We start from the raw sequence: 22,885 nt of genomic DNA on the forward strand, positions 1-22,885 counted from the left end.
CGCCTCAGGACCACACAGTTCCCTGATGCGGCCAGATGCCGTGTTCCCAGGGTGATCAACGATGTCCGCTCTTCCAACCCGATCCGTGCTGCGTTTGGCCGCGGTGCTGATCGCCACATTCCCCTGGTCTGCCAGCGCGCAGTCGGTCCTTCCGCCCGGAGACAAGACACCGCATCTCCGCCTGGAGACCGGCGGGCCGCGAAGCTATGTCAGCGGCCTCGCCTTCAGCCGCGACGGCAACACCCTCTACGCCTCCGGCTGGGACAAAGCCGTCCTCGTCTGGAACCAGGCAGCCGATGGCCGCTTCGAATTCACCCCCCGCGCCGCCCTGCGCGTCCCCACCGGGGCCGGCTTGTACGGTGGCCTGAATACCCTCTCCCTCTCGCCCGATGGCCAATGGCTCGCGGTTGGCGGACAGGGCTACGCCACCGGGATCTCCGGGCAGCGGGAATCAGGCTGGATCGTCCCCGTCGGCATCCTCGATGTCGACGCGCAACTCCAGCAGGGGCTGATCTATGTCTTCAACACGGCCGACCGTTCGACGCGACTCCTCCGCGGCCATCGGGGCCCCGTTCAGGCCGTCGCATTCGTCCGCGGAGCCTCAAAAACTCCGCTGCTCGTCTCCGTCGCCGAAGAACGCACCGACACGTCGAGCGACTTCCAGCCCGTCGTTCGCCTCTGGAATGTGACGACCGGCGCTCAGGTGGCCGAACTCAAATCGTTCTCCACCGCCGCGGCCTCGCTCCCATCCCTGCAGGGGTTTCGTCCGGGACTCGCGGCCTGGAGCTTTGGCGATTCTCCCAAGCAGACACGGGTCGCCCTCGCCTGGGGTGACGACCAGTTCCGAATCTGGGACGTCGCGACAGGCCAGGTCGCAAGCGCCGCATCCAGCCAGAATGTCCTCGCCGTCCTCCCACTGGACGACCAGTCCGCGAGGGTCTTTACGGGCGCTCATGCGTCGGTTGGAACCTGGCAACTCGGCGCCGCGCTGGCGACCGCCGGCAAATCGCTGAAGAAGGAGCAGTTCCTCGCCGCCCCGGCGCCGAGCGTCAACGGCAAGGTGCAGAATCTCGCCGCCGCTGCAGCCCTCATCCCATCTCAGGGCGGCGCGCCTCCGCGCATCGCCTGTGTCGTCACGCACTACCTGCCGGGCAACCAGGGCGAGTATCGCCTGCTTCTGTTTGAAGCGGGACGCACGCTCAAGCTCCTGGGTGAAGTCCCGCTCGGCTGGACCGGCGGCATCCGCCAGGTCGCCGTTGCCGCGTCGCCTGATGGCACGCGTCTCGCGCTCGCCGGAAGCGACCGCGACGAAATTGAAGTCCACCTCGTCTCCGATCTCCTCAACAGGCGGGCCAACCGCGGCCAGGTGCTCGCCAGCGCCGGTCTGATTTTTCAGGACGCCGAGTTCGTGCAGGCCGACGGCGCCTGGGGGCTCAAACTCTCGCCCGAAGCTCAGAATACCGGCTCCATCGTCGCCGATTTCAGGAATCGCACGCTGGAACTCGCCGCGCCGCGCTGGACCAGCGCTCGTGCGGACGAGGCCGGCTGGTCCATCAAGCCCGCCGCGACCGGAAAGCTGCGCGTCGATGGTCCTGGCACATCGAACATCGAAATCACGCTCGATACCGGCTTCACGCCGACCTGCCAGGCCGTCATTCCCGCATCGAAGTTCTGCCCCGTCCCTCTCGCCGCGGTCGGGTCGCAATTCCGCGGCCAGCCCCGGTTGCAGTTGTTCCGGGCCGACACCGGCGAGTCGCTGCGGTGGTGCGTCGGGCATACCGAAAAACTCAATTCTGTTTCGTTCTCCGCTGATGGCCGGATGCTCGTCTCGACCGGCGACGACCGGGTGGTCTCCGTCTGGACGCTCACCGATCTCGCCGGGAACACGCTCGGAAAGCACGGCCGCATCGCCGGACTCGCCGTCGACGTCCGCGACAATAAGCTCATCGTCCGCAGCGCGCCTCCGGAACTGCCGCTGAAAGTTGGTGACGAGATCGTCGGCGTGCTCCGCTCGCGCGAAATCATCGGCGTTCGAACGGCGAAGGAACTCTATGAATACGCCCTCGCGCTCGAGCCCGGAACGCCCCTCGACATGACGATCCGCCGCAACGGCGCCACGCAGACTGTCACCTGCCCCGTCGCACAGGCGATCGATGAAGTCAAACCCCTCTTCTCGCTCTTCGTCTCCCCGTCGGCCAACGGCCGCGAGTGGCAATGGATCGGCTGGCATCCCCTCGGCAACTTCGATTCACGCGGCGAGGATGTCGACGGCTGGCTTGGTTGGCAGTTCAACACCGGCGACCTCGAACGCCCCGCGCGCTATGCGGCCATCGGCGACTACCGCGACACGTTCTACCGCCGCGATCTGCTCGCGCAGCTGATCGACGCCCAGAAACTCGTGGCCGCCACCGTGAAGGAAGATCCGCGTCTATCGATCTGGCTCGAAGACGCCGAAGGCAACGTTCTCTCCACACAATCCGACAGCTTCCCGCGAGTCAGCAGCGGAAACCTCCGCGTCCATGCGGAGGTCACCGGTGTCCCCATGAAGTCCGTGCAGTCGCTCGCGGTCTCGCTGGATGACTCTCCCGTCGGGACTTTGCAGCCCTCGTCCGATGGCCACTGGACCGCCGATCTCTCCCAGCTGCGCTGGCAAAGGGGGCGTCGCCGAATTTCCGTCAAACTGAAGACAGGCCAGCGTGAAGTGACGCAACTGGTCCGCGTGCAGTACACCCCCGCCGCTCCGAAGCTGCGTTGGCAACCGGCCTGGAGTCCTGCTGCCGAGATCCGTGAGAACGAAGTCGCAGTCGAAGCCACGATTCAGCCGGCGACCGAACCGTTCGAAGCCCGGCTGCTCATCCACCGCCCGGGTACCGCCGAACCAACAGTTCTCAAAACGTGGTCCGGCGCTGAGGAACTCGCCATCCGGGAACCGGTTTCCATCGCTCCCGGCGAGAACCGCCTGGAACTGGAGGTCTGGAACCAGGGAACGTCAGCTGCGGAACGCCCGGCCGAAATGACGCGGCAGGCAGCCGTGGTGCGACGGGCAATTCCCGAGGCGCCACGCGTCCAGATCGATGCCGTCCTGGGCGGCGGAAAAGAAGGCATGCTCCAGCCGATCGAACCGGTCGAATTGGTCCATCGGTCGGGCCAGCCGCAGTTCCGGATCCAGGGAAGTATCGAAGCCACCGACAACATCTCCACTGCCCTCCTCGAGTTCGGCGGAACGCAGCGGCAGATGGCCGGTTTTCAGCCGGGCGCGAGCCGGATGTTCAAGTTTGACGAATTGCTGACCATTCCCCCCGGAACGACCTCCGTTGTCGTCCGTTCGGCCGTCGGCGGGCGGAGCGCGGACCGCACGGTGTCACTCTCCTATCAACCGCAAACGCCCACCATCGCCCGATTCCAATCCGACGTCGCTCCCCTCAAACCGCTGCCCGAATCAATCGCCGGGTATCTCGATGGAGTCCTCTTTGAAGGCTATCACGAACAGGTCGTTCTCCTGACGGCAACACTGCAGGGGGACCTCAGCCAGCACTATTCCGTGGAATTCCTGGCCGACGACCAGAAAATCGAACCTGGCCAGATCCAGATCGACCGGAGCGCCCCCGCGGAACACGTCCTCACTGCCCGGCTCCCGCTGGCCGGCGGTCGACAGTCGTTCAGCCTCAGGGTGTCGAACGAATGGTCGACAGAGTCATCCTTCCGACAGATCGATCTCGAACTGCGCCGGCCTCCGCGCATCGACGAACTCCTCGCTCCCGAACGACTTGCCGGAACGCCGCTTGACGTCGTCGCGAAAGTTCATTCGGTCCTTCCGTTGCGCTCCGCGCGGCTGATGCTCGATGAGTCGATCGAAGTCCCCAATCTGCGGATCGAGCAGGATGCCTCCGCGCCGGACCGCTGGGTGATTTCCGCCGGGAACATTGGACTGGCCGAAGGGGAACACCAGTTTGAGCTCACCGTCGCCAATGATGACGGCGTCTCGCTGCTGCCGGCCCGCAGGGCCGTCCAGATGGACAAGCCTCCCGTTGCGCCCCCGACTCTGACGATCCTCAGTCCCGCCGCACGCGACGCCTCCCTCACGGTCGCTGCGCCACGCCTCGAAATCGAATACCGCATCGATTCCGCCGCCCCCGCCGGCGTTCAGTTTGAAGTTCGCGGTGGGCCCCAGCAGCCCGTCGTCGAGCCCTTTGTCGTTCCTGACACCGATGTCCCGGCCGGTGGACTCGTGAAGCGGCAGCTCATCGAGCTGTTTGAAGGCGTCAACGAGATTTCCCTCCAGGCACATAACCGGGGAGGCTTCAGCGACAAGGCCGTCCTGCGGATTGCTTATGTCCCCGCGGCCGCCACGGTGGAAATCGTCTCCGTCGGCGATCTCAAACCCCGCCTGCGGAACGATGGAACCGGGTATTTCGACCAGCCGGCCAGCCAGTCGTATCTCCCTTTGAAAGGGCGCGTCAAGCTCCACGACCCGGCCATGGCGAAGCGCCCTCTGTCCGCCCGCATCTGGGTCAATCTGTTCAAGCTCCCGACCGTGCCCGTCGTATTCGACGAGAAGGAGCCCGGCATCGGCACATTCTCGACGGACGTCGTTTTCAACCGGGACAACAACCTGATCAGTGTCGAAATCTTCGGCAGCGAAGGCCGGGTCGCCTCGGAACTGGGCTGCACCAACGAGCTCGTCGTCCAATGCCAGGTGCCCGACCAGAAACAGGAGCTCTACCTGCTGCTTCTCGGGACGGGAAATGGCGAAGAACTCCGTACAAAGACGCGAGGCGCGCTCAAGGCGAAAGCCCTCACCTCTCAGCAGGCATCACAGGAGGTCTGGGCGTCCGACGCCTTCAGTCGGATCCATGTTCACGATGCGATGAACGTCCCCTCCGCCGCCGTTCAGAACCGGCTCCGCGAGCTCATCGGCAAGATGCACAACAACCTCCGCACCGGCACTCCGGGAAGCCTGCACTCCGTCGTGATGGTCGTCTTCCAGGGAAAGCTGACCCTCGTCCCGGACGACTTCTCGCTCGCCACGGCGGCCAGCACCGGACTTCAGTCGCGGCCCCTCACAGGCCGGATCCTCGAGGAGTATCTCAGCCGGGCCTACGGGGCACACCTGATCTTTCTCGACCTGATCGATTCCGATCAGCAGCTCCAGGCGCGCGATATCTGGCCGCGGGCGCCGCACCTCGGAATCAAGATCTCGAGCTGGCACGGCATGGGAGAAAAACCGGAAGACGCCCAGCTCACGACGATTCTCGAGCGGAGCATGCCCCAGGCGCGCTACGTCAAAGACCTCGCCGAGGGCATCGAACGCCAGTATCAGCTCGTCGAGGACCGTTATCCCGGCCAGATCGAGAACGTCGACTTCCTCAAGGGAATCTACGACCTGCGGATCGGCGGCGGCGGTCAGTGATCGTCACAACGCCACTGCCCACCGCGACGCTCGAAGCGGCGACGGGAGGGAGAGGCCTTGATACCGGACACGAAGTGACGGCGGTCAAACCCGACAAAAAGTTGAGTGACGGCCGCCCCCATTGGTCATGGCCCCTCCAGAATCTGGGCCCCGGCAGGTGCGGCACGTTTTGGCCACGGGAGTCAGCCACGGAGAACATCGCAGGCCGTCACACGACAAGCCCCGAAAGGGGCGATACGTCGCCGGACGCCACTGGCCTGCTCCTAGCCACTCCCAATCATTGCCGAGCCCGCCGTCCAGTTGACGCCACGCCCCCTGCATGGTGAAGTACGGGCGTCCGTGGTCACGGTGAGGGGCTCTCACCGCTGGCAGTGCGCCTGCTGAACGCGGAAGCGGCTATGCGGTCTCAGCGATGGAGCATGAGATGGCGGCGGCGTCCAACAGTCCAGCCGGCGACAATCGCCGTCCGTCGGCGTTTCGCCCGGGCGATTCCGTCTCACGCCGCGTCCTCGAAGACGTCATCAGGCAAACGGCCTCGCTCTACTCGTTCGAAACCCCCACCGATCCGGCCGACCTGGCCCCGCTTCGCGATGTGGCCACCAAGCTTAAGGGGGCCGACTTCGGCCTCGAGCCCGTCGTCATCGAACTCGTCACCGCCATGCTCCGGCGGCAGCTCAAGGGACTCTGGACCAGCGAAGAGCAGCTCTCCAGCGTCGCCGGCCGCGTCGCCGAAACGCTCTTCGAGAATCCCGAGACCAGCGAACGGCTGGAAAAGCTTTGGGCTCGCCTCAACGCGGAGGTCGCATGACCGGACTCTCCGCCGAGAAAGACCGCCTCGTCGAAGAATGCCAGGGGCTCGTCCGGCATCTGGCGCAGCAGGTGCGAAAACGCATCCCGTCATGGGTCGAGATGGATGACCTGATCGGGTACGGCCAGGTCGGTTTGATGCAGGCCGCGCGCGACTTCGATCCCGGCCGGGGCAACAAGTTCTCGACGTTTGCCTTCTACCGCATCCGCGGCGCCATCTATGAGGGCGTCAACAAACTGATGTGGTTCCGCGCGGCCAGGTCGCCCGAATCCAAATATGGCCCGATGGCCGACGACCTTCTGGAAACGACCGCCGCCGAGAAATCGGCCGGCGCCCAGGACGATCTCGCTGCGGAGGCCAGCTGGCTCGGCCGGATGACCGCCTCCCTCGCGATGGTCTACCTCGTCAGCGCTGGATCAGAAGGCAGGCCGCTCGATCTCGTCGACACGAAGGCCGAAGACCCCTGGAGCGGCCTGTCCGACAACGAATCGAAGAACAAGCTGGCCGAGGCACTCGAACAGCTCCCGCCCGACGCTGCCGCCCTCCTCCGGGCCGTCTACTACGAGGATCGGACTCTCCAGGAGGCCGCCAACCGCCTTGGAATCAGTAAGAGCTGGGCCAGCCGCATGCACGCCAAGGCGCTGGAACAACTCGCCCAGAAGCTCGGCGGCAGCGAACGCCGGGGCAGCGCCGCTTAAGCCCGATTCGGGCACCGCCACGGCGGCCGACGCGCCCCTCCAGGCAAAGGCCGACCTCCCCAAACACTGAGCCCCTACAGCGGCCAGAACTCGCTCGCCGCGTCTCCCGGAGAGTTCTTCGCGATCGGCCAGGCGAGCGGGGGCATCAGCCCCCTGGTCCCGTCAACGAACAATGCTGCTGCCCGGTGCACCCCGTCCGGACGAACGGATCACGCAGTCTCACGGGCACACCGCGACACACGCTTCGACGACAACCGCTCCCGAGTCCTGAGCCCCGACAGGGGCGGCACGTCGTAGCCACGGGCGTCAGCCCGTGGAAATGGCCTCCCGAGGCACAAAGCCCCGCAAGGGGCGACACGTTCGACCGTTCGCTGGCCCCGTCGCCATGTTCTCCTTCCTGAGAACCCTGCCCCGCGCGCAACCGCTCCCGGACTGGGAGAGAGTTCGTTCTTTGGCAATTCTGGACTGACAAGTGATCACCCTGCGGGACAGACGACCTCGAAAACTCGTCACACATGTCACTGCTGTCACAGGTCGAAAATCCCAAGGGTTCAGACCATTGTTTGCCTTCACAGGTCGTCACAGGTCGTCACAGGTCGTCACACATGGCCGATCAGCCCGCTGCAAAGGGCCTTCACCAGGGGAGTCCGAAAGTCCTCTCTGGCTTTAAACCCCGCGCCCCACAGGGAGACCCTGTTGCGCGTGCGACTCAAACGCCCCGGCTTGCCCGATCTTCCGCCGCCTGCGCGCAACCCCGCACGGAACGATGGAGGACCAATGAAAACCATCACCAGCAGCCAGACAATCAGACGCATCCGGCCGCTACAGCGCCATCGCCACGCTCTTCGTCAGCGGGACCAAAGGGAAGAGAGCCACAAAAATGCCCCCCACGTGCACGCATCCTTCGCAGGCCCGCCACCTGTCCCCGATTCACTCCCGTTACTGCACGTAGCATTTGTTCGGGTCGCGCCGCAGCTGCAGCCAGCCTGGATCGACCCTGTAGCACACGTTCTTCGCTGGCGAGCTGTAGAGGTTCTTGGGCTGCGACATCTTCTTCGCCCAGGCGATCAGTTTGACCATGTCGATGCCGTCATACATCCACATTTCGTAACCACCTCCCCGGTCATGCTCTGAGATTTCGTGATCCGGGACGCCCAGATCGATCAGCCGCCTCCAGATCGGATTCATGGCCTTCCGCTCATGCCGGAACTTGTCTTTGACGGACTCCCAGCCTTGCACTCTTCGCCAGTACGCCTCATCACGGGCCACCGCCCACGAGACCCACATCGCCAGCTCGGCCTGCTTCTGGAAGTCCTTCTTGAATCCCTCGCCGGTGTCGTCCGGCACATCGGTGAGGAACGAACAGTTCGTGGTGAAGCCGGTGAACAGCGCCTTCGCAAACGACTCCGGAATGCTGTCGGCCCGTTCGACCAGTTCGTCCATCATCGCCATCAGCAGCTTGCCGCGAATGTGGATGCCTTCCTTCAGCCGCGAAGTGGCGACAACCGTCTCTTCGGCGGACGTCGCGAAGGCATCCTTCATCGTCTTGTTCTCACCCTTCAGCTTTTCAAGCGCTGTTCCCTTGATCGACTTGAGCGCATCGCCCGCCGGTTCGTGCAGCCCCGACAACGCCTCCGAAGTCCACGCGGCCGAAAGATCGTCGATGATGTAGGTCTGTCCCTGGATGAAAGTCTTCACCTTGCCGGCCACGGGAGTCAGCAGCTTCTTCGCCCAGGGCCCGACGAAGGCCTCCATCATGAAACCGAACACTTCCCAGAGCTGGTTGGCCTTGACCGCCGTGGTCAGCTTCTCCGCGTCCTGCAGCGCCTTCTTGTGCAGCGACAGGGCGGCGTCGTATGGGGCGACGCATGCCTCGCCAAACGCCTGCCAGCCGACGTGGGCCGTTCCAATCCGATTCCGGATCGCCTGCAAAGTATCTCGTGAAGAAGCCATGTCAGAATTCCATTGGAGCCACGGGTGATTGAATGTCTTATCTCAGAGCGTGAACGGCGGAGTTCTGTTACAGACGCGCCGTCGGCCGGATCTCGACCGGAGAATGAACAGACCGGGATTCTTTTCGGACCCGGCTGCAGCATGCACTCGGGAAGCGCGCCGACCCTTTGCGCAGCAAGCTTCAGAAGATGCCACCTGGATCGCCGCGGCAGGAGGCAGTTCGTTCGGCCTTCGAAACACAGGCCGTCATGCCCGGGATCGTTTCAATCGGCCACGCGTCGAATGCTGCCCACGTTTACGCGAAAGTCAGGTCGCCCAGGTCAAAGACCGTCGGGTCTCCCTCGCCGGCGACAAACTGCTTCCGCCCGAATCCCGTATAGACCCCGCCATCATCTCGAAACGTCGTCTGAAGCCCCAGCTTGAGCTCGTCCGTGGACGATTGCCACGAGTTGACGTACATCACCGGGGTGAAGCCGCGCTGGGTGGCGCCGCTTTTCAGAATGACCTGGCAGGGGGCCCAGTAAAGGTCGCGAGGCCGGATCGGCTCCGGCATGACGACCTGTACGTGGGCCAGCTGATCACACGGAATCCAGTAATAATCGCGTCCCTGCTGGAACTCGAAGATCGACCGCGTGACGTCGTTCGCGTCCGCGAAATCATCGAAGGGCGTTCCATTCAGTTCGCCCGAAAACTCGGGTCGCTCTTCTTCCGCCGCACGCAGGAGCGTCTCTGCTTCGCTGAATTGCCGGGCGGCCAGCTGGCCGATCGCCTGCAGATGCTTCTCGATCCGCGCCGGCGGCTCTTCGAAGAACTTGGGCCGGAGCCCTTCCGTCAGCACCTTCCGGCGAAGCTCTTCTGCGGCCAGTAGAGAGTGGTAGATCGGAGCTTCTGAAAGCGCGGCCTGGTTTCCGACGACATCGATCTGCCGCCGGGCGCGCTCCAGGTCGCCGGAGAACGAGAGCAGGGCGAACAGCAACGTCCGCCGGGCCAGGTCCCCTGGCTGGTCTTTCACTTCGGCGATGGCCGCCTCAACAGCTTCCGACAGTTTTCCAATGTGAAACAGCTCGGCAGCGGTCATGGTGTCCTCGCTCAGGATTCCAGTTTTTGCAGCAGCCTTGTCAGGAATGATTCGCCCACCAGCGGCGGAGCCCCATCATTCACGAGCAAAACACCGAACAGCTCAAGAACCAGAAAAGGCGGCCGCTCGCGGGCACAGGAACTTTCGTCCTGTGCCCGTTGCCTTGCCGCGTTTTCACCTTACGGCTTCTTGTTGGCCGCGATGTCCCATTCGGTCTCGACCGGTTCGGTCGCAGCGCCGGTGTCGTCCTGGCCGGTGAACGTCACCTTCAGCTTCTCGAACGAGAACGACACGTTCTCCATCGCGAACTGATCGCCCCCGCCTGACTGCTGCCAGCTCGACACGAACACATGCGTCATCTCGTACTTCATGTACTCCACCGGGCCGCCGTCGCCGCCCGCCTTGCGGAACACCAGCGTGGCCGAGTCGTAGTGCGTTCCTTCGCACGTCTTCAGGAAGAACGTCGGCGAGGCCTTGTCGGCCCGCTTCGTGATCACCAGGTCGTGCACATTCACCTTGGCCGTGCCGGCGCCGCCGCCATAAGCCCGGGAGGAGGGGTTCGTGGCCCCGAGCGAGGCGCTCAGCACGTCGATTTCCCCTTCGTGTCCATCAGTCTTCGAATCGCCTTCCACACCTTCGATCTTCAGCAGAATGTCGGCAGCCATGATTGGCATCCTTTGAAACAGGATTTGTCCGGTGGACGCCGCGGGGTCGAACACCGACCATCGCTGCCACCGTCACTATGGTCTGTTGCCGCCTGGGGAAGTTGCGTGGATTTCCACGATTTTCCGCGGCATCCGCAGCCCCTGGCATTCCGCATCCACAAAAGCGAAGGCCGGAAGAAACCGGCCTTCGTCTGGACCACAGCCCTCCGCATCCTGCGGGCTATTTCCCCTTGGCTTCCGGCAGCTTAGCCACCAGCGACAGCCCCACGCTCAGCTCTTCCATCTGAAAGTGCGGACGCAGGAACGCGACGGCTTCGTAGCAGCCGGGCCGGCTCGGATCGTCACGCACATCAATCCGCGCTTCTCGAAGCGGCCGCTTCGCCTTGGAATCGAAGCTGGCCGTTTCCGGGTTCGCCAGCGTGTAGTTCTTGATCCACTTGTTCAGCCACACTTCGCACTCGTTTCGCTCCATGAACGAACCGATTTTGTCGCGGGCGATTGCCTTGAGGTAATGCGCGAAACGCGACACGCAGAGCAGGTACTGGAGCGCCGTGCCCAGTCGGGCGTTGGCGTTCGCGTCCGGCGAATCGTATTTCTTCGCCTTCTGGCACGACTGCGTTCCGAAGAACGCCGCGTAATCGGTGTTCTTGCAGTGCAGAAGCGGAATGAAGCCGAGGTCGCTCAGTTCCTTTTCGCGGCGGTCGCCGATCGCCACTTCGACCGGACATTTCATGGCGACTTCGCCATCGTCCGTCTCGAAGTTGTGAACAGGCAGCCCCTGCACCAGGCCGCCCCCTTCCACTCCGCGGATCGTCGCCAGCCAACCATACTTGGAGAACGACTCCGTCAGCCGCGTTCCAAGGGCGTAGGCCGCGTTGCCCCACAGGTACTTCTTGTGGTCCCGTCCGTCGACGTCTTCTTCGAAGTTGAACGCGTCGACGGGGACCGTTTCCTTGCCGTACGGCAGCCGCATGAGAGTGTGCGGCATGGTCAGGCCGACGTATCGCGAATCTTCCGATTCCCGGAAGCTCTTCCACTTCGCGTACTGGACACTGTCGAAGATCTTCGCCAGGTCGCGCGGTTTTCCGATGTCGGTGAACGTTTCCAGGCCGAACATCTGCGGCGCCGCCGCTGAGAGAAACGGGGCATGCGAAGCCGCGGCCACTTCGGCGACGCGATCGAGCAGGGCGATGTCCTGGGGATGACGGCCGAACTCGTAGTCGCCGATCAGGCAGCCGAACGGATGGCCACCAAAGACGTCGTATTCCTCGCCGTAAACCTTCTTGAACAAGGCGCTCTGATCAAACTCGGACGCCTGTTCCAGGTCTTTCAGCAGGTCCTTCTTGGAGACGTTCAGCACCTTGATCTTCAGCTCGGTGCCGGTCTCCGACTGGTGCACGAGATAGTGCAGGCCGCGCCAGCTCCCTTCGAGCTTCTGGAAGTCCTCACTGTGCATCACGAGGTTGAGCTGTTCCGAGATCTTCTTGTCGATCACGGCCATCCACGCATCGATGCTCCGCTGGGCGTCCTTGGAGACGACCATGCCCGGCTGCATCTGTGTCTTGACGAAAGTCTCGATCAGGTTCGCCGCATACGTCTTTTCCTGATCGTCCGCAGGCCGGATCCCTTCCCGGAAGATGGTCTCCAGAACGCTTTCGGAGGCTGATGCCGTGCCCCCTTGAGCCGCCGCGGCCTGTTGTGCCTGGTCCATTGCAGTGTTCCTTCTGTGAATCGCGACTGAGGGTATGAGGTTGAGAGGCAGTGAACTCTGGTCAACCGGAACGGGCGGTCCCGGCAAGCGGCGTCAGCTGGCCGGGCTTTCCGGCGGCTTGGTCCCCAGTTCGCTCTCGAGAGACTTGCGCAGGTCGCTGTTCGACAGCACCTGCTGGAGCAGTTCATCGAGCTTGTCGTTGCCTTCCAGACGCGATGAGAGGTTCTTCAGGTTTTCACGCTGCTCAAGGAGAGCCCTCAGGATCGGAATCTGGCGAACGACGTTCTCCGGGCTGAAATCGTCGATGCCATTGAACTTCAGCTCGACGTTCAGCTTCTGGTCCGGCGTGCCGGTCACGGTGTCGTCCACCTGGAACGCCAGCCGGGGAGCCATCGCTGACAGGACCTTGTTGAAGTTGTCCCGGTCGATGTCGACGAATTTGCGGTCGCGGAGTGGAATGAGCGGCTTGGCCGGCTTGCCGGAGAAGTCGCCGAGCACGCCGACGACGAACGGCAGCTCCTTCATTTCCATCGCGTCCCCGACATACACCTCGTACTTGATCTGCACCCGCGGAGGGCGAACGCGGTCGAGTTTCTTCTGCAAGCTCTCTTTCGCCATGACACGGACTCCTGGGAGGTTTCACTGAATCGCGACAAGGCGATCGGAAGGGACTTCAAAGGACTCAAAACGTGGAAGTGACCGGGCGCAAACGGCTATTTCGATGGAATTCCGAGCGTTTCACCAATCTGCTTCACGAGCTTGTCATCTTTCACAAGCTCTCCAAGAACTTCCGCGAACGGCATATCGGCCCATCGGATCGCCCGGCGGACGAGGTAAGCCACCGGGCTGTGCGGCTCCGCGTCACTGAAATACTGCGCCGCCTCACCGAGACGCGCAATCGCCTCCGCGCGGGTCCGGGGAGGGCCGGCGTGGTTGTTGGACGGGGAATCGCCAGCAGAGCCGTTCGCACTCATGGGTTGATCCACTGAAGCCTCGGTCGCAGCGGCGACGCTCAGGCCGCCCCGACGTTTGAGGACGTCGTAGACAAACACGCGAATTTCGGAGATCGATTTCTTCAGTTCGGTCGCGCTTGGAGCCTGGTCGGCGAGGCGCTGGTCCAGAATCACCGTGAGAGCATCGAGTTCAGCGACTCCGGCATCCAGATCTGCGAGCAGCGTCTGGAAGTAGACGATCGGGGCGTTCTCGACAGACGTGTCGAACTGCACCCGCTTCTGCTCCGCGTCCTGCGTTCGCTTCTTGAAAGCTTCTTCTTTCTCATCTTTTCCCTGTGGGGCTGCGCGCCGCAGGTTCCAGAAGTACCAGTTCATCACTGTCCCGCCGGCCGCCGGGGCCACCGGCGCTTCGCGGATCACGGCGGGCAGCCGCGCCCCGCCGTCATGCGACATCAGCCACGCCAGGGGCGCCGCGCGGACCGCCAGGTCGCCATCTTCCGGCAACGGATGAAGCGGCTCCCAGTAAAGTTCACAGAGCTGACGGATCAGCTTGAACCCATCGCGCATTCCCGAGAACCCCGCCGTTCTCAGGAGGGCTTCGGTCAGCCAGCCGGCGATCAGGAGGTCTTTCGACCGTGTGGACAAAAGCTCCGTTGCCAGACGGACGACGCCGTCCCAGTCAGGCTCCTTGTCGGCGCTGGAGTCGAGGGGATCCTTCCGCGTCTTGCGAAGGTTGCTGATCTCATCCCAGACGGGATCCCACCTGAGGCTCTCTCCGCACGGGGATTCGCCCGGAATCGGCGCCAGCAGCCCGTCAAAATCAAGATGCGCCGGAGACGGGGTCAGCATGAAAATGCCCCCCTGTTGCCCTGGCTCAGATACCGTCGACGACCGCCGCTCATAGAAGACGCACGTCCGATCGAACTTACTGATTGTCTGGATCCCGCGGCCGAATCGTAAACCCGGAGCACACCGACCGCAGCGATCCGCGCGAATTGTATCGAGACGCCAGTCAGGAAAACACCGTGCGCCGGCGGATCGCTCATGGAACATACCTCGCGAAAAATCGACAGTGGCAGGTACGGGCGATTGTCTGCAGGACCGCCGCGTGGTTGCGTGAATTCCCTTTCTCCGACCCGATTTCCCGGATAAGGTTGCCGGGGCGTCTGGTCTGAATGTGCCGCTTTTGCGAAACCCCATGCCTCCGATCGCTCCGCAGCAACCCCTGCTTCCGTCGCTGCTGGACAGGCTCTTTGACGACGAGCCCGATCAGTCGACCGAGCCGCTCTGGCGGGGAAGTTATCGAGTCGACGAGCTCCGGGAGCATGTCCGCCGCGATCTCGAGTTCCTGCTCAATACCCGCCACGGGCGGGCCGATCTCCTCGAGCCCTCCCGTGAACTCTCCATCTCCAGCCTCGCCTATGGCCTGCCCGACTTCACCGGCGTGATCGGAGGCGGCCTCGAGTCACGCGAGCGGATCCGGGCGGCCGTGGAACGTTCCATCCGCGACTTCGAGCCACGCCTTCAGGGGGTGCAGGTCGTCGTCGTCGACTCGGAGAATGAGCACGACCGCAATGTCCGGCTCTCGATCCGGGCGCTCCTGTGCGTCAATCCCATCGAAGAACCCGTGCTGTTCGACACGACCGTCGAGTCCTCCAGCGGCACCTGCGAGGTCCGTCCGACCTGACCATGCGCGATCGCCTCGAACAGTTTTACGAACAGGAACTGCTGTTCATCCGGAAGATGGCCGCCGACTTCGCGCGGGATCGCCCGAAGATCGCCGACCGCCTGATGCTGACGCAGGACGCCCGGGAATCGGCCGATCCGCACACCGAGCGGCTGATTGAATCGTTTGCGTTTCTTACGGCCCGCGTCCGCCTCAAGCTCGAGGATGAATTCCCGGAGCTCGTCAACGCGCTCATGGGGCTGCTCTATCCGCACTATCTGGCCCCCGTGCCATCGATGACGATCGCGCAGTTCACGCTCGATCCCAGCAGCGGATCATCGACGGACGGCTTCACGATCCCCCGGCACAGTCGGCTCTTTTCCCATTCGATCCAGGGCGTGCAGTGCAAGTTCCGCAACGCCTATCCCGTCACGCTCTGGCCGATTGAACTCAACACCGCGTATCTGACGGCCCCGTTCGGAACGCAGATCCGTCTCCCTCCCGGACTCGGCCGGTTCGAGGCCATGCTCCGTCTCGAATTGAGCCTGACGGGCAATCTCACCTGGGAGACGCTGAACCTCGACACGCTGCGGGTCTACCTGCACGGCGACGAGAAGACGACGCACCAGCTTTACGAATCGCTGTTCAACAACTGCGACGGCGTCTATGTCCGCGATCCGTCGAGTCAGGCGGCGGTGCTCCTCAAGGCCGATTCCATTCGCGAAGTCGGCTTCGGACGGGACGAAGGGATGCTCCCCAACGACGCCCGCACGTTCGAGGGCTACCGGCTCATCACCGAATACTTCGCTTTCCCGCAGAAGTTCCTGTTCGCCGATTTCACCGGGTTGAAATCGGTCATTTCGCAGGCGAAAGGGCCGAAGCTCGATGTGTGCGTCCTGTTCAAGCGGGCCGACCGCACTCTGGAACCGCGGGTCGATCGCTCGATGCTCCGCCTCGGATGCACGCCGATCGTCAACCTGTTCTCGCAACAGGCAGAGCCGATCCGCCTCACCCACACAACGACCGACTACCACGTCATCCCGGATATCCGAAACCGGCGGGCGTTCGAGATTTATTCGATCGATGAAGTCACGAGCACGAATCTCGAGACTGGCGTCATCACCGAATACCAGCCGTTCTTCGCCTGCCGGCACGGGGCCAGTGAAGACACGCCGGCCAGCTACTGGGCCTCGAAGCGATTGCCGTCGACGGTGAAGAACGACCGCGGCACAGAAGTCTGGCTGTCGCTGATCGATCTCAATTTCGATCCTTCGCTGCCGGATGCCGAGGTGCTCAGTCTGCGGACCACCTGCAGCAACCGTGACCTCCCGGGCGAACTGAGAACCCACGGAGGCGAAAGCTGGGTCTTCCAGCTCGAAGGGCAGGCGCCGATTCGACGCATCGAACCGCTCGTTCCGCCCAGTCTTCCGTCGCGGCTCCCGGCCGGCGAGCTGCGCTGGCGCCTGATCTCCCACCTGTCCCTGAATCACCTGTCGATCTCGGACGGCGTCGCCGGCGCGGCGGCCCTTCGTGAGATTCTTAAGCTGTACGACTACACCAACACCCGTGCGACAGCCCAGCAGATCGCAGGCATCGAGTCGGTCAGCAGTCGCCGGAAGACCGCTCGCATCATCGGCGACGCCGCGATCGGCTTCTGTCGCGGGCTGGAGATCGACCTCGCGTTCGATCCGCAGAAGTATCCCGGCGTCGGTACGTTTCTCCTGGCCAGCGTCCTCGACAAGTTCCTTGGTCTCTATGCCAACATCAATTCCTTCACCCGGCTGAGCACGCGTTTCTCCAATCAGGCCGAGCCCTTCAAGGTGTGGCCCTATCGCGTAGGCGATCAGACGATCCTTTAGCCCTCACTCCGGCGATGAGCACTGAACCGCAGCCAGCCGAAGTCGAGGAGGCTTCTTCCCCTCGCCCCGTTCGTGCCACGGGAGTCATCGGACAACTCCTGCGCGAGGGCTACCGCTTCAACTTCTTTCAGGCAGTGAGGCTGCTGGAAGCCTGGCGGCCGAAGCGGGCCGCCGTCGGGCAGGATGCAAGCCCCCGGAATGAGGCGGTCCATTTCGGCGCCCTCCCCTCCAACACCTTCCCTGCCAGCCAGCTGTACGACGTGAAGGTCGACGGCTCTTCCGAACGGCCGCCGCAGATGACGGTCACCTTTTTCGGCCTGACGGGCCCGCTGGGAGCGCTGCCCAGACACTACACGGAGATGCTGCTCGAGCGACTCGCGAAAAAAGACCGCGCCCTTCGCGACTTTCTGGATCTCTTCAATCACCGTCTCATCTCCCTCTTCTATCGGGCCTGGGAGAAGTACCAGTTCTGGATCAGCGGCGAACGAACCCTGAGGCACGAGCGGCAGGCGGCCGCGGCCGGCCCCGAACACAAGCGAAGCTTCGTGGTCGACGAACGGGCCCATCTCGACCCGATCGGCGAGATTCTCCTGTCGCTGAACGGCCTCGCCAGTCCCGCGCTTCGCTACGTCCTCCCGGAACCGGACAGGCTCGAACCCAGGACCGCGATCTCCGACCAGACCTGGCGCTACTATGCGGGACTGTTCGCCCAGAGGCGAAGACCGGTCGTCAGCCTCGAGGCGCTCCTGGCCGATCACTTCGGCTGGTCCGTGCGTGTCCACAGCCTGTGCGGCCGATGGCTGCTGCTCGAACCGTCGGATCGGACCCGGCTGGTCGCCGGCGGCAACACCCGCCTCGGCGTCGACACCGTCGCCGGCCAGAAGGTGTGGGAAGTCCAGGGAAAATTCCGCATCCAGCTCGGGCCGCTGAAGTATGCCGAGTTCTGTTCGCTCCTTCCGATCGGCGACGCCCACCGTCCGCTCGTTCAGATCACCCGTGTCTACGCGGGAATCCAGCTCGATTTCGATCTGCAGCTCAGCCTCCGTCCCGAAGAGGTCCCTTCGCTCCGCTGCGGTGATCGAAACGGCATCGGCGCCCGCCTTGGGTGGAACACGTGGCTCAAGTCTCGCTCGGCGCCTGACGCGCCGGCGGAAGTCGGACTGCGCCCGTACGACGCGCTATCAACGGACTAGGTCACGTGAACATTCGCTGTCGCGGAGGCCGGCCCCCCGGGGGGAGACCTGTGACGACCTGTGACGACCTGTGACGACCTGTGACAGCGAAAACCGTCTGAAACATTGGAGTTCTGGACCTGTGACATGTGTGACATGTGTGACAAGCAGTGGAGTCTTTTTTCACCCCCTCTCGCGGGGCTGATCACCCCTTGTTTGCGTTGCCAAAGAACGAACTCTCTACCCTGACGGGAGGGGTTGCGCATTGGGAAGAGTCTTCGCCTGCCTGAAGGGGCTTTGGGCCTTAACCTTCCTTTGAGAAAGGGGTTGCGTCGCGTGCCGCAGCGAGACTCTGACAGCGGGCCGGGAAGTTTTCGCCAGCGCGGAGGGCAGGCTGAATGTCCGGACGGCCAAGTCGAATCGGCCGGATCACCTTCGACGATGTCGAGCAACGCCGTGAAAGGGTGCTCCCGCAAGATCCGCTCAAGATCACATTCCGCACGGGAAGGACCTCCAGTCGGTTGTCGCGTTCGGAAATGCGAGAGTACTGATCCTCCGCCGGCACGCCACCGCGCGATTCGGACCATCATTCGAGGCGTACGGACCGCAACCTGAGCGCGTTGGCAATGACCGAGACCGAGCTGAGGCTCATCGCCGCCGCCGCAACCATCGGCGACAGCAGCAATCCGAACACCGGATACAGGACACCTGCTGCGACCGGGACCCCCAGCACGTTGTACACGAACGCGAAGAACAGGTTCTGGCGGATGTTCCGCATCACCGCGCGGCTGAGCCTGACCGCCCGGGTGATGCCCCGCAGATCCCCCTTCAACAGGGTGATCCCCGCGCTTTCGATCGCCACATCCGTCCCCGTTCCCATCGCGATTCCCACATCGGCGGCCGCGAGCGCCGGGGCATCGTTCACGCCATCCCCCGCCATCGCCACGATCGAACCGCTCGTTCGCAGCGTTTCCACGAACCGCTGCTTGTCGTCAGGGCGCACTCCGGCATGAAACTCATCGAGCCCCAACGCGCTGGCGACGGCCCGCGCTGTCGCCTCGTGGTCTCCCGTCAGCATGACGATCCGCAGGCCCAGCTCGTGCAGGTCACGCAGGGCTTCGGGCGTGGTTGTCTTGACGGGGTCGGCCACGGCCAGGACGCCGGCCAGCTGGTCGTCCACGGCCACGAACATCGCCGTCTGCCCCTGTTCCCGGAACGGGCGGACGCGCTCCTCAGCCCCCTCAATCCCTCCCACATTCCGTTCCCTCATCAGGACGAGAGTCCCGATCAACAGCTTTCGCGAGTCGACAACTCCCTCCAGCCCCCCGCCTGGAATGGATGCGAAGCTCCCGCCTTCCGACAGCCGGATTCCCCTGCCTTTCGCCCCCTCGACGATCGCCCGCGCGAGAGGATGCTCGCTCGACTGTTCGAGCGAGGCGGCCAGCCGCAGGAGTTCGTCGCCATCATGGCCGCCGAGGCCGATGACTTCCGTGAGTCGCGGCCGGCCTTCCGTGAGCGTCCCCGTCTTGTCGACAACGATCGTCGTCGCCCGCTGCAGGTGTTCGAGTGATTCGGCGCTCTTGATCAGAACACCCTCTCGAGCTCCGCGGCCCACTCCCACCATGATCGACATCGGGGTCGCCAGCCCCAGCGCGCACGGGCAGGCAATGATCAGCACGGCGACCGCATTCACGAGCGCGTACGCCAAACGTGGTTCCGGCCCCCACATGGCCCAGGCCACGAACGTGAAGACCGAGATCGCGACCACCGCCGGCACAAAATAGCCGGCCACCTGATCGGCCACGCGCTGGATCGGCGCCCGGCTCCGTCGGGCCTCCGCGACCATCGCGACGATTCGCGAAAGGACGGTGTCCGCCCCGACGCCTTCCGCCCGCATCACGAATGTCCCCGTCGAATTGATCGTCCCTCCAATGACCTTGTCGCCAGTCCCCTTCTCGATCGGCAGCGGCTCCCCCGTGACCATCGACTCATCGACCGCGCTGCGACCTTCACTCACCACGCCGTCGACCGGGACCTTCTCGCCCGGACGGACCCGGAGCAAATCCCCTGCCTTCACGCGGTCGAGCGAGACCTCTTTCTCCACACCGTTCTGCAGAAGGTGCGCGCTCGTCGGCGCCAGAGACATCAGTTCGCGGATCGCACTCCCCGTTTGCTGCCGCGCGCGCAGTTCCAGGACCTGGCCCAGCAGGACCAGCGTGGTAATCACGGCCGCCGCCTCGAAATAGAGTTCGACGACGCCGTGCATCTTGAAGGATTCGGGAAACGCATTCGGAGCAAGGAGCGCGGCGAGGCTGTAGACATAGGCCGCTCCCGTGCCGATCGCGATCAGCGTAAACATGTTCAGCCGCCGGGTGACGAGCGACCGCCAGCCCCGGACAAGAAAGGGCCAACCGCCCCACAGTACGACCGGCGTCGCCAGAAGGAACTGCAGCCATTGGGAGCGCCCGGGCGATAGCCACTGATGAGTGTCGACGCCGACCATCGGCGCCATCGCCAGGACGAACAACGGCAGGCTCAGCACGGCCGAGACCAGGAACCGTCGCGACATGGAACGCCGTTCGGCATCATCCTCCGCCGCCGCTGAGGGATCGGTGACCGGTTCGAGCGCCATCCCGCAGATGGGACAGTCGCCCGGATGATCCTGTCGCACCTCAGGATGCATCGGGCAGGTCCAGACCGTCGCGGACTCGCCGACGTGGGCGCGCTCCAGGGCCATCCCGCATTCCGGGCAGTCGCCCGGCAGGTCACTCTCCACTCCCGGGCACATCGGGCAGAACCAGGCCTTGCCGCGCGGCCTGTTCCCCGTCTGCGTAGGACGAGTCCCGCCGCAGCAGGAATGGCCTGGTGCCGCAGTTCCCAGAAACACCTGCCGGCAATGCTCGCTGCAGAAGTACTCGGTCTGTCCATCCTTCTCGGCTCGGAGGGCCCGCGCCGGATCGACGACCATCTGACAGATCGGATCGACGCGTCCCGACGTCGCGACGGGCGGGTCCAGCACCGGCAGGAGCGCCCCGGAGAAGTCCACCGATTCTCTCTGCGGACGGGCCGGGACGGCATGCGGATGCGACGCCGCGAACTTCCGGGCACACGAGGCGCTGCAGAAATACGTTGTAACGCCCCCCTGCTCGAGGTGATGCGGCGTCGATTCCTCGACTTCCATCCCACAGACGGGGTCGATGTGTTTCACGGCATTGGTCCTTTCGTGTCGCATGCGGTTCGAAGACCGTGCTCCATGGCGTCGACGATCGGGCATTCGCTCAGCGGGCCCTGACCGCGGCACTGCGTGACGAGGTGGAGCAGCGCATCCCGGATTTCCTGCAGGCTGCGGATCCGCCTTTCAACGTCATCAATCTTCAGCCGGGCCTGCCGCTTCACGTCGGCGGCCGTCGCGGAGGGATCCTGCCTCAGGTCGAGCAGCGATTTGATTTCGCCGAGAGTGAATCCCAGATCCTTGGCCCGGCGAATGAACTGCAGCCGCACAACCACACCCGGGTCGTAACTGCGGTATCCCGAACGGCGGCGGGACGGTGCAGGCAGCAGCCCTTCCCGTTCATAGAACCGGATGGTTTCCACTCCCAGGCCGGCCGCCTTCGCCACCCGCCCGATGGTGAGCGTTTGAGGTGCCGGGCCGGCGGCCGTGCGTGCTGAGGCGTTCATGCCTCAAGTATAAACCCCGTAGTGCACTACAGGGTCAACAGCGGGGGCACCGGAATCTCTCGCTGAGCGCCGAATCCTTACGGCGACGTCGGCCGCCCGGTCGCCGAAGCGCCGCTCCGTGCCGGAAGATTCTTGGTGACGATCGCGCCCAGGATCAGCAGATAGGCGAAGAACCGCACCCAGTACAGGTAATGCTGTTCCATCGGGTCGGCGACGAAAATCATCGCGACGCGAATCGAACCGAGGGCCCAGAACGCGATGCTGAACATCAGGAAGAACGAGTCACGCGAACGCACAAAATAGCGCAGGAAGAACAGCCCGGCGACTGAGTGTCCCATGGCGATCGCGCCGCGGAGAAAGGCATTTGCGTCTGGAGGGATGAGGTCGCTCATTCAGGTGGCTTCCCAGATGAGGGCATACAACAGGGCAAACACACTGATCAGGGCGACGATGTTCGCCGGCATGGTCAGGTCAGTCTGCGGACCCACGATCACGTCGCCGAAGAGGATGGCGTTATTCACCGCCATTCCGAAAAAAAACACGGCGCTCCAGCTCAGAAGCCGGCGCGACGGCCCATGAGCGGCCCGCCACAACAGCGTTCCGCTCGCCAGGCTCGTGAGCATGCACAGGAGAAAAACCACACCAGGCATGTCTGGCTCCCCTATTCCTTTCTGCGCAGACGGAATGCGTCTGCAAAGCTCTGGTACTTGTCCGCCGGTCCGGCGTAGATCATCTCGACGACTTTGAGACGGCGTCTGGCATACAGCTCCTTCAGGGCCTCGACGGTCGTCACCAGTTCCGGATTCCGCGGCGCAAAGCGATATCCGTCCACATGGTGGGTCAGCAACCCCCGGGAGGTCATGGCGGTGAGTAGAGCTTCCGCCGCAGCGGGCGTCACATACAGCTCGCGCGAGACACCTTCCACGGTCCAGGCCTTCGACGGGTCGCCCGCAAGAAGCAACAGCAGCTCAAGCTCGGCGATCGAGCCGATGCAGTCGCCCACGAAGGTCTCGACCTGGGGCGGAATCTGATCCGACATGCCACCGGGAGAGGATGCCTGAATGCAACACGGGCGAATCACTTCGCATGGAGAGCCGCTCCTCGTCGTGCGGAGCGGACGCTGCAACTCTTCAGCAAGAGTCACTTCCCCTTTTAGTCCCGTCGGCCATGTCGATCAATTCTCATCGGCACGGTTTGCCAACCTTTCGCGAATTGGGACTCGTCCGGGACCTCC

17 protein-coding genes are annotated in these 22,885 nt (G+C 63.7%); 6 read left to right on the top strand and 11 right to left on the bottom strand.

Features of this window, described 5'->3' with window-relative positions; all coding sequences use genetic code 11:
* The first annotated feature begins 61 nt into the window (after nucleotides 1-61).
* The 3 genes from Pan44_RS18755 to Pan44_RS18765 all read left to right on the top strand — a co-directional run bounded on the left by Pan44_RS18755 (nucleotide 62) and on the right by Pan44_RS18765 (nucleotide 6,916).
* A complete protein-coding gene (locus Pan44_RS18755; RefSeq protein WP_145032128.1) occupies nucleotides 62-5,410 on the top strand; it encodes a WD40 repeat domain-containing protein in 5,349 nt (1,782 codons plus the stop codon).
* Nucleotides 5,411-5,834: 424 nt separating this feature from the next.
* Complete coding sequence (locus Pan44_RS18760; protein ID WP_145032131.1) at nucleotides 5,835-6,218, top strand: hypothetical protein; 384 nt, start codon at nucleotides 5,835-5,837, stop codon at nucleotides 6,216-6,218.
* On the top strand, nucleotides 6,215-6,916 hold the full coding sequence (locus Pan44_RS18765; protein ID WP_145032134.1) for a sigma-70 family RNA polymerase sigma factor: 702 nt from the start codon (nucleotides 6,215-6,217) through the stop codon (nucleotides 6,914-6,916). The genes Pan44_RS18760 and Pan44_RS18765 overlap by 4 nt, the downstream gene beginning before the upstream one ends.
* Before the next feature lie 939 nt (nucleotides 6,917-7,855).
* On the opposite strand, the gene Pan44_RS18770 is transcribed toward Pan44_RS18765, so the two are convergent.
* The 6 genes from Pan44_RS18770 to tssA form a co-directional block, all read right to left on the bottom strand.
* Nucleotides 7,856-8,869, bottom strand: coding sequence for a hypothetical protein (locus Pan44_RS18770; RefSeq protein ID WP_145032137.1), 1,014 nt, complete (start codon nucleotides 8,867-8,869; stop codon nucleotides 7,856-7,858).
* A gap of 295 nt (nucleotides 8,870-9,164) precedes the next feature.
* Nucleotides 9,165-9,947: a type VI secretion system accessory protein TagJ gene (locus tag Pan44_RS18775; protein WP_145032140.1), complete on the bottom strand. Its 783-nt coding sequence runs from the start codon at nucleotides 9,945-9,947 to the stop codon at nucleotides 9,165-9,167.
* A 179-nt stretch (nucleotides 9,948-10,126) separates the two neighbouring features.
* Nucleotides 10,127-10,612 carry an Hcp family type VI secretion system effector gene (locus tag Pan44_RS18780; RefSeq protein WP_145032144.1) on the bottom strand — a complete coding sequence of 162 codons (486 nt, stop codon included), beginning with the start codon at nucleotides 10,610-10,612 and terminating at the stop codon, nucleotides 10,127-10,129.
* A 220-nt stretch (nucleotides 10,613-10,832) separates the two neighbouring features.
* The gene (gene tssC, locus Pan44_RS18785) at nucleotides 10,833-12,323 is read right to left on the bottom strand and encodes a type VI secretion system contractile sheath large subunit (RefSeq protein ID WP_145032147.1); all 1,491 of its coding nucleotides are present in this window, start codon (nucleotides 12,321-12,323) and stop codon (nucleotides 10,833-10,835) included.
* A 93-nt stretch (nucleotides 12,324-12,416) separates the two neighbouring features.
* Complete coding sequence (tssB, locus tag Pan44_RS18790; RefSeq protein WP_145032150.1) at nucleotides 12,417-12,941, bottom strand: type VI secretion system contractile sheath small subunit; 525 nt, start codon at nucleotides 12,939-12,941, stop codon at nucleotides 12,417-12,419.
* A gap of 95 nt (nucleotides 12,942-13,036) precedes the next feature.
* The gene (gene tssA, locus Pan44_RS18795) at nucleotides 13,037-14,125 is read right to left on the bottom strand and encodes a type VI secretion system protein TssA (RefSeq protein WP_197453459.1); all 1,089 of its coding nucleotides are present in this window, start codon (nucleotides 14,123-14,125) and stop codon (nucleotides 13,037-13,039) included.
* Between the two features lie 349 nt (nucleotides 14,126-14,474).
* Between tssA and tssE the strand changes: the two genes are divergently transcribed.
* From tssE to tssG, 3 genes are read left to right on the top strand one after another with little or no spacing between them, the layout of a single operon-like run.
* A complete protein-coding gene (gene tssE, locus Pan44_RS18800) occupies nucleotides 14,475-14,963 on the top strand; it encodes a type VI secretion system baseplate subunit TssE (protein ID WP_145032156.1) in 489 nt (162 codons plus the stop codon).
* Nucleotides 14,964-14,965: 2 nt separating this feature from the next.
* Entirely contained in the window at nucleotides 14,966-16,801 is a 1,836-nt protein-coding gene (gene tssF / locus Pan44_RS18805; RefSeq protein WP_145032159.1) for a type VI secretion system baseplate subunit TssF, read from the top strand.
* A 14-nt stretch (nucleotides 16,802-16,815) separates the two neighbouring features.
* Nucleotides 16,816-17,994 (top strand): type VI secretion system baseplate subunit TssG, encoded by a 1,179-nt coding sequence (tssG, locus tag Pan44_RS18810; RefSeq protein WP_145032162.1) that lies wholly within the window; start codon nucleotides 16,816-16,818, stop codon nucleotides 17,992-17,994.
* Nucleotides 17,995-18,559: 565 nt separating this feature from the next.
* Here tssG and Pan44_RS18815 read toward each other — a convergent pair.
* From Pan44_RS18815 to Pan44_RS18835, 5 genes are all read right to left on the bottom strand, one after another.
* Nucleotides 18,560-20,941 carry a heavy metal translocating P-type ATPase gene (locus Pan44_RS18815; protein WP_390620649.1) on the bottom strand — a complete coding sequence of 794 codons (2,382 nt, stop codon included), beginning with the start codon at nucleotides 20,939-20,941 and terminating at the stop codon, nucleotides 18,560-18,562.
* Nucleotides 20,942-21,177: 236 nt separating this feature from the next.
* Nucleotides 21,178-21,651, bottom strand: coding sequence for a MerR family DNA-binding protein (locus tag Pan44_RS18820; protein ID WP_145032170.1), 474 nt, complete (start codon nucleotides 21,649-21,651; stop codon nucleotides 21,178-21,180).
* Nucleotides 21,652-21,728: 77 nt separating this feature from the next.
* Nucleotides 21,729-22,043 (bottom strand): DUF5985 family protein, encoded by a 315-nt coding sequence (locus Pan44_RS18825; RefSeq protein WP_197453461.1) that lies wholly within the window; start codon nucleotides 22,041-22,043, stop codon nucleotides 21,729-21,731.
* Nucleotides 22,044-22,301, bottom strand: coding sequence for a DUF5985 family protein (locus Pan44_RS18830; protein ID WP_145032173.1), 258 nt, complete (start codon nucleotides 22,299-22,301; stop codon nucleotides 22,044-22,046).
* An 11-nt stretch (nucleotides 22,302-22,312) separates the two neighbouring features.
* Nucleotides 22,313-22,690 carry a hypothetical protein gene (locus tag Pan44_RS18835; protein WP_145032176.1) on the bottom strand — a complete coding sequence of 126 codons (378 nt, stop codon included), beginning with the start codon at nucleotides 22,688-22,690 and terminating at the stop codon, nucleotides 22,313-22,315.
* Nucleotides 22,691-22,885 lie beyond the last annotated feature (195 nt).

The organism is Caulifigura coniformis (assembly GCF_007745175.1).
Lineage (GTDB): Bacteria > Planctomycetota > Planctomycetia > Planctomycetales > Planctomycetaceae > Caulifigura > Caulifigura coniformis.

What these genes read in the sequence shown, in the direction of transcription:
- Pan44_RS18820 (WP_145032170.1), bottom strand. Translation starts at nt 21,651, where the DNA reads ATGAACGCCTCAGCACGCACGGCCGCCGGCCCGGCACCTCAAACGCTC.
- tssA (WP_197453459.1), bottom strand. Translation starts at nt 14,125, where the DNA reads ATGCTGACCCCGTCTCCGGCGCATCTTGATTTTGACGGGCTGCTGGCG.
- tssG (WP_145032162.1), top strand. Translation starts at nt 16,816, where the DNA reads ATGAGCACTGAACCGCAGCCAGCCGAAGTCGAGGAGGCTTCTTCCCCT.
- Pan44_RS18780 (WP_145032144.1), bottom strand. Translation starts at nt 10,612, where the DNA reads ATGGCTGCCGACATTCTGCTGAAGATCGAAGGTGTGGAAGGCGATTCG.
- Pan44_RS18825 (WP_197453461.1), bottom strand. Translation starts at nt 22,043, where the DNA reads ATGAGCGACCTCATCCCTCCAGACGCAAATGCCTTTCTCCGCGGCGCG.
- tssB (WP_145032150.1), bottom strand. Translation starts at nt 12,941, where the DNA reads ATGGCGAAAGAGAGCTTGCAGAAGAAACTCGACCGCGTTCGCCCTCCG.
- Pan44_RS18835 (WP_145032176.1), bottom strand. Translation starts at nt 22,690, where the DNA reads ATGTCGGATCAGATTCCGCCCCAGGTCGAGACCTTCGTGGGCGACTGC.
- Pan44_RS18815 (WP_390620649.1), bottom strand. Translation starts at nt 20,941, where the DNA reads ATGGTCGTCGATCCGGCGCGGGCCCTCCGAGCCGAGAAGGATGGACAG.
- Pan44_RS18765 (WP_145032134.1), top strand. Translation starts at nt 6,215, where the DNA reads ATGACCGGACTCTCCGCCGAGAAAGACCGCCTCGTCGAAGAATGCCAG.
- Pan44_RS18760 (WP_145032131.1), top strand. Translation starts at nt 5,835, where the DNA reads ATGGCGGCGGCGTCCAACAGTCCAGCCGGCGACAATCGCCGTCCGTCG.
- Pan44_RS18775 (WP_145032140.1), bottom strand. Translation starts at nt 9,947, where the DNA reads ATGACCGCTGCCGAGCTGTTTCACATTGGAAAACTGTCGGAAGCTGTT.
- Pan44_RS18770 (WP_145032137.1), bottom strand. Translation starts at nt 8,869, where the DNA reads ATGGCTTCTTCACGAGATACTTTGCAGGCGATCCGGAATCGGATTGGA.
- Pan44_RS18830 (WP_145032173.1), bottom strand. Translation starts at nt 22,301, where the DNA reads ATGCCTGGTGTGGTTTTTCTCCTGTGCATGCTCACGAGCCTGGCGAGC.
- tssE (WP_145032156.1), top strand. Translation starts at nt 14,475, where the DNA reads ATGCCTCCGATCGCTCCGCAGCAACCCCTGCTTCCGTCGCTGCTGGAC.
- tssF (WP_145032159.1), top strand. Translation starts at nt 14,966, where the DNA reads ATGCGCGATCGCCTCGAACAGTTTTACGAACAGGAACTGCTGTTCATC.
- Pan44_RS18755 (WP_145032128.1), top strand. Translation starts at nt 62, where the DNA reads ATGTCCGCTCTTCCAACCCGATCCGTGCTGCGTTTGGCCGCGGTGCTG.
- tssC (WP_145032147.1), bottom strand. Translation starts at nt 12,323, where the DNA reads ATGGACCAGGCACAACAGGCCGCGGCGGCTCAAGGGGGCACGGCATCA.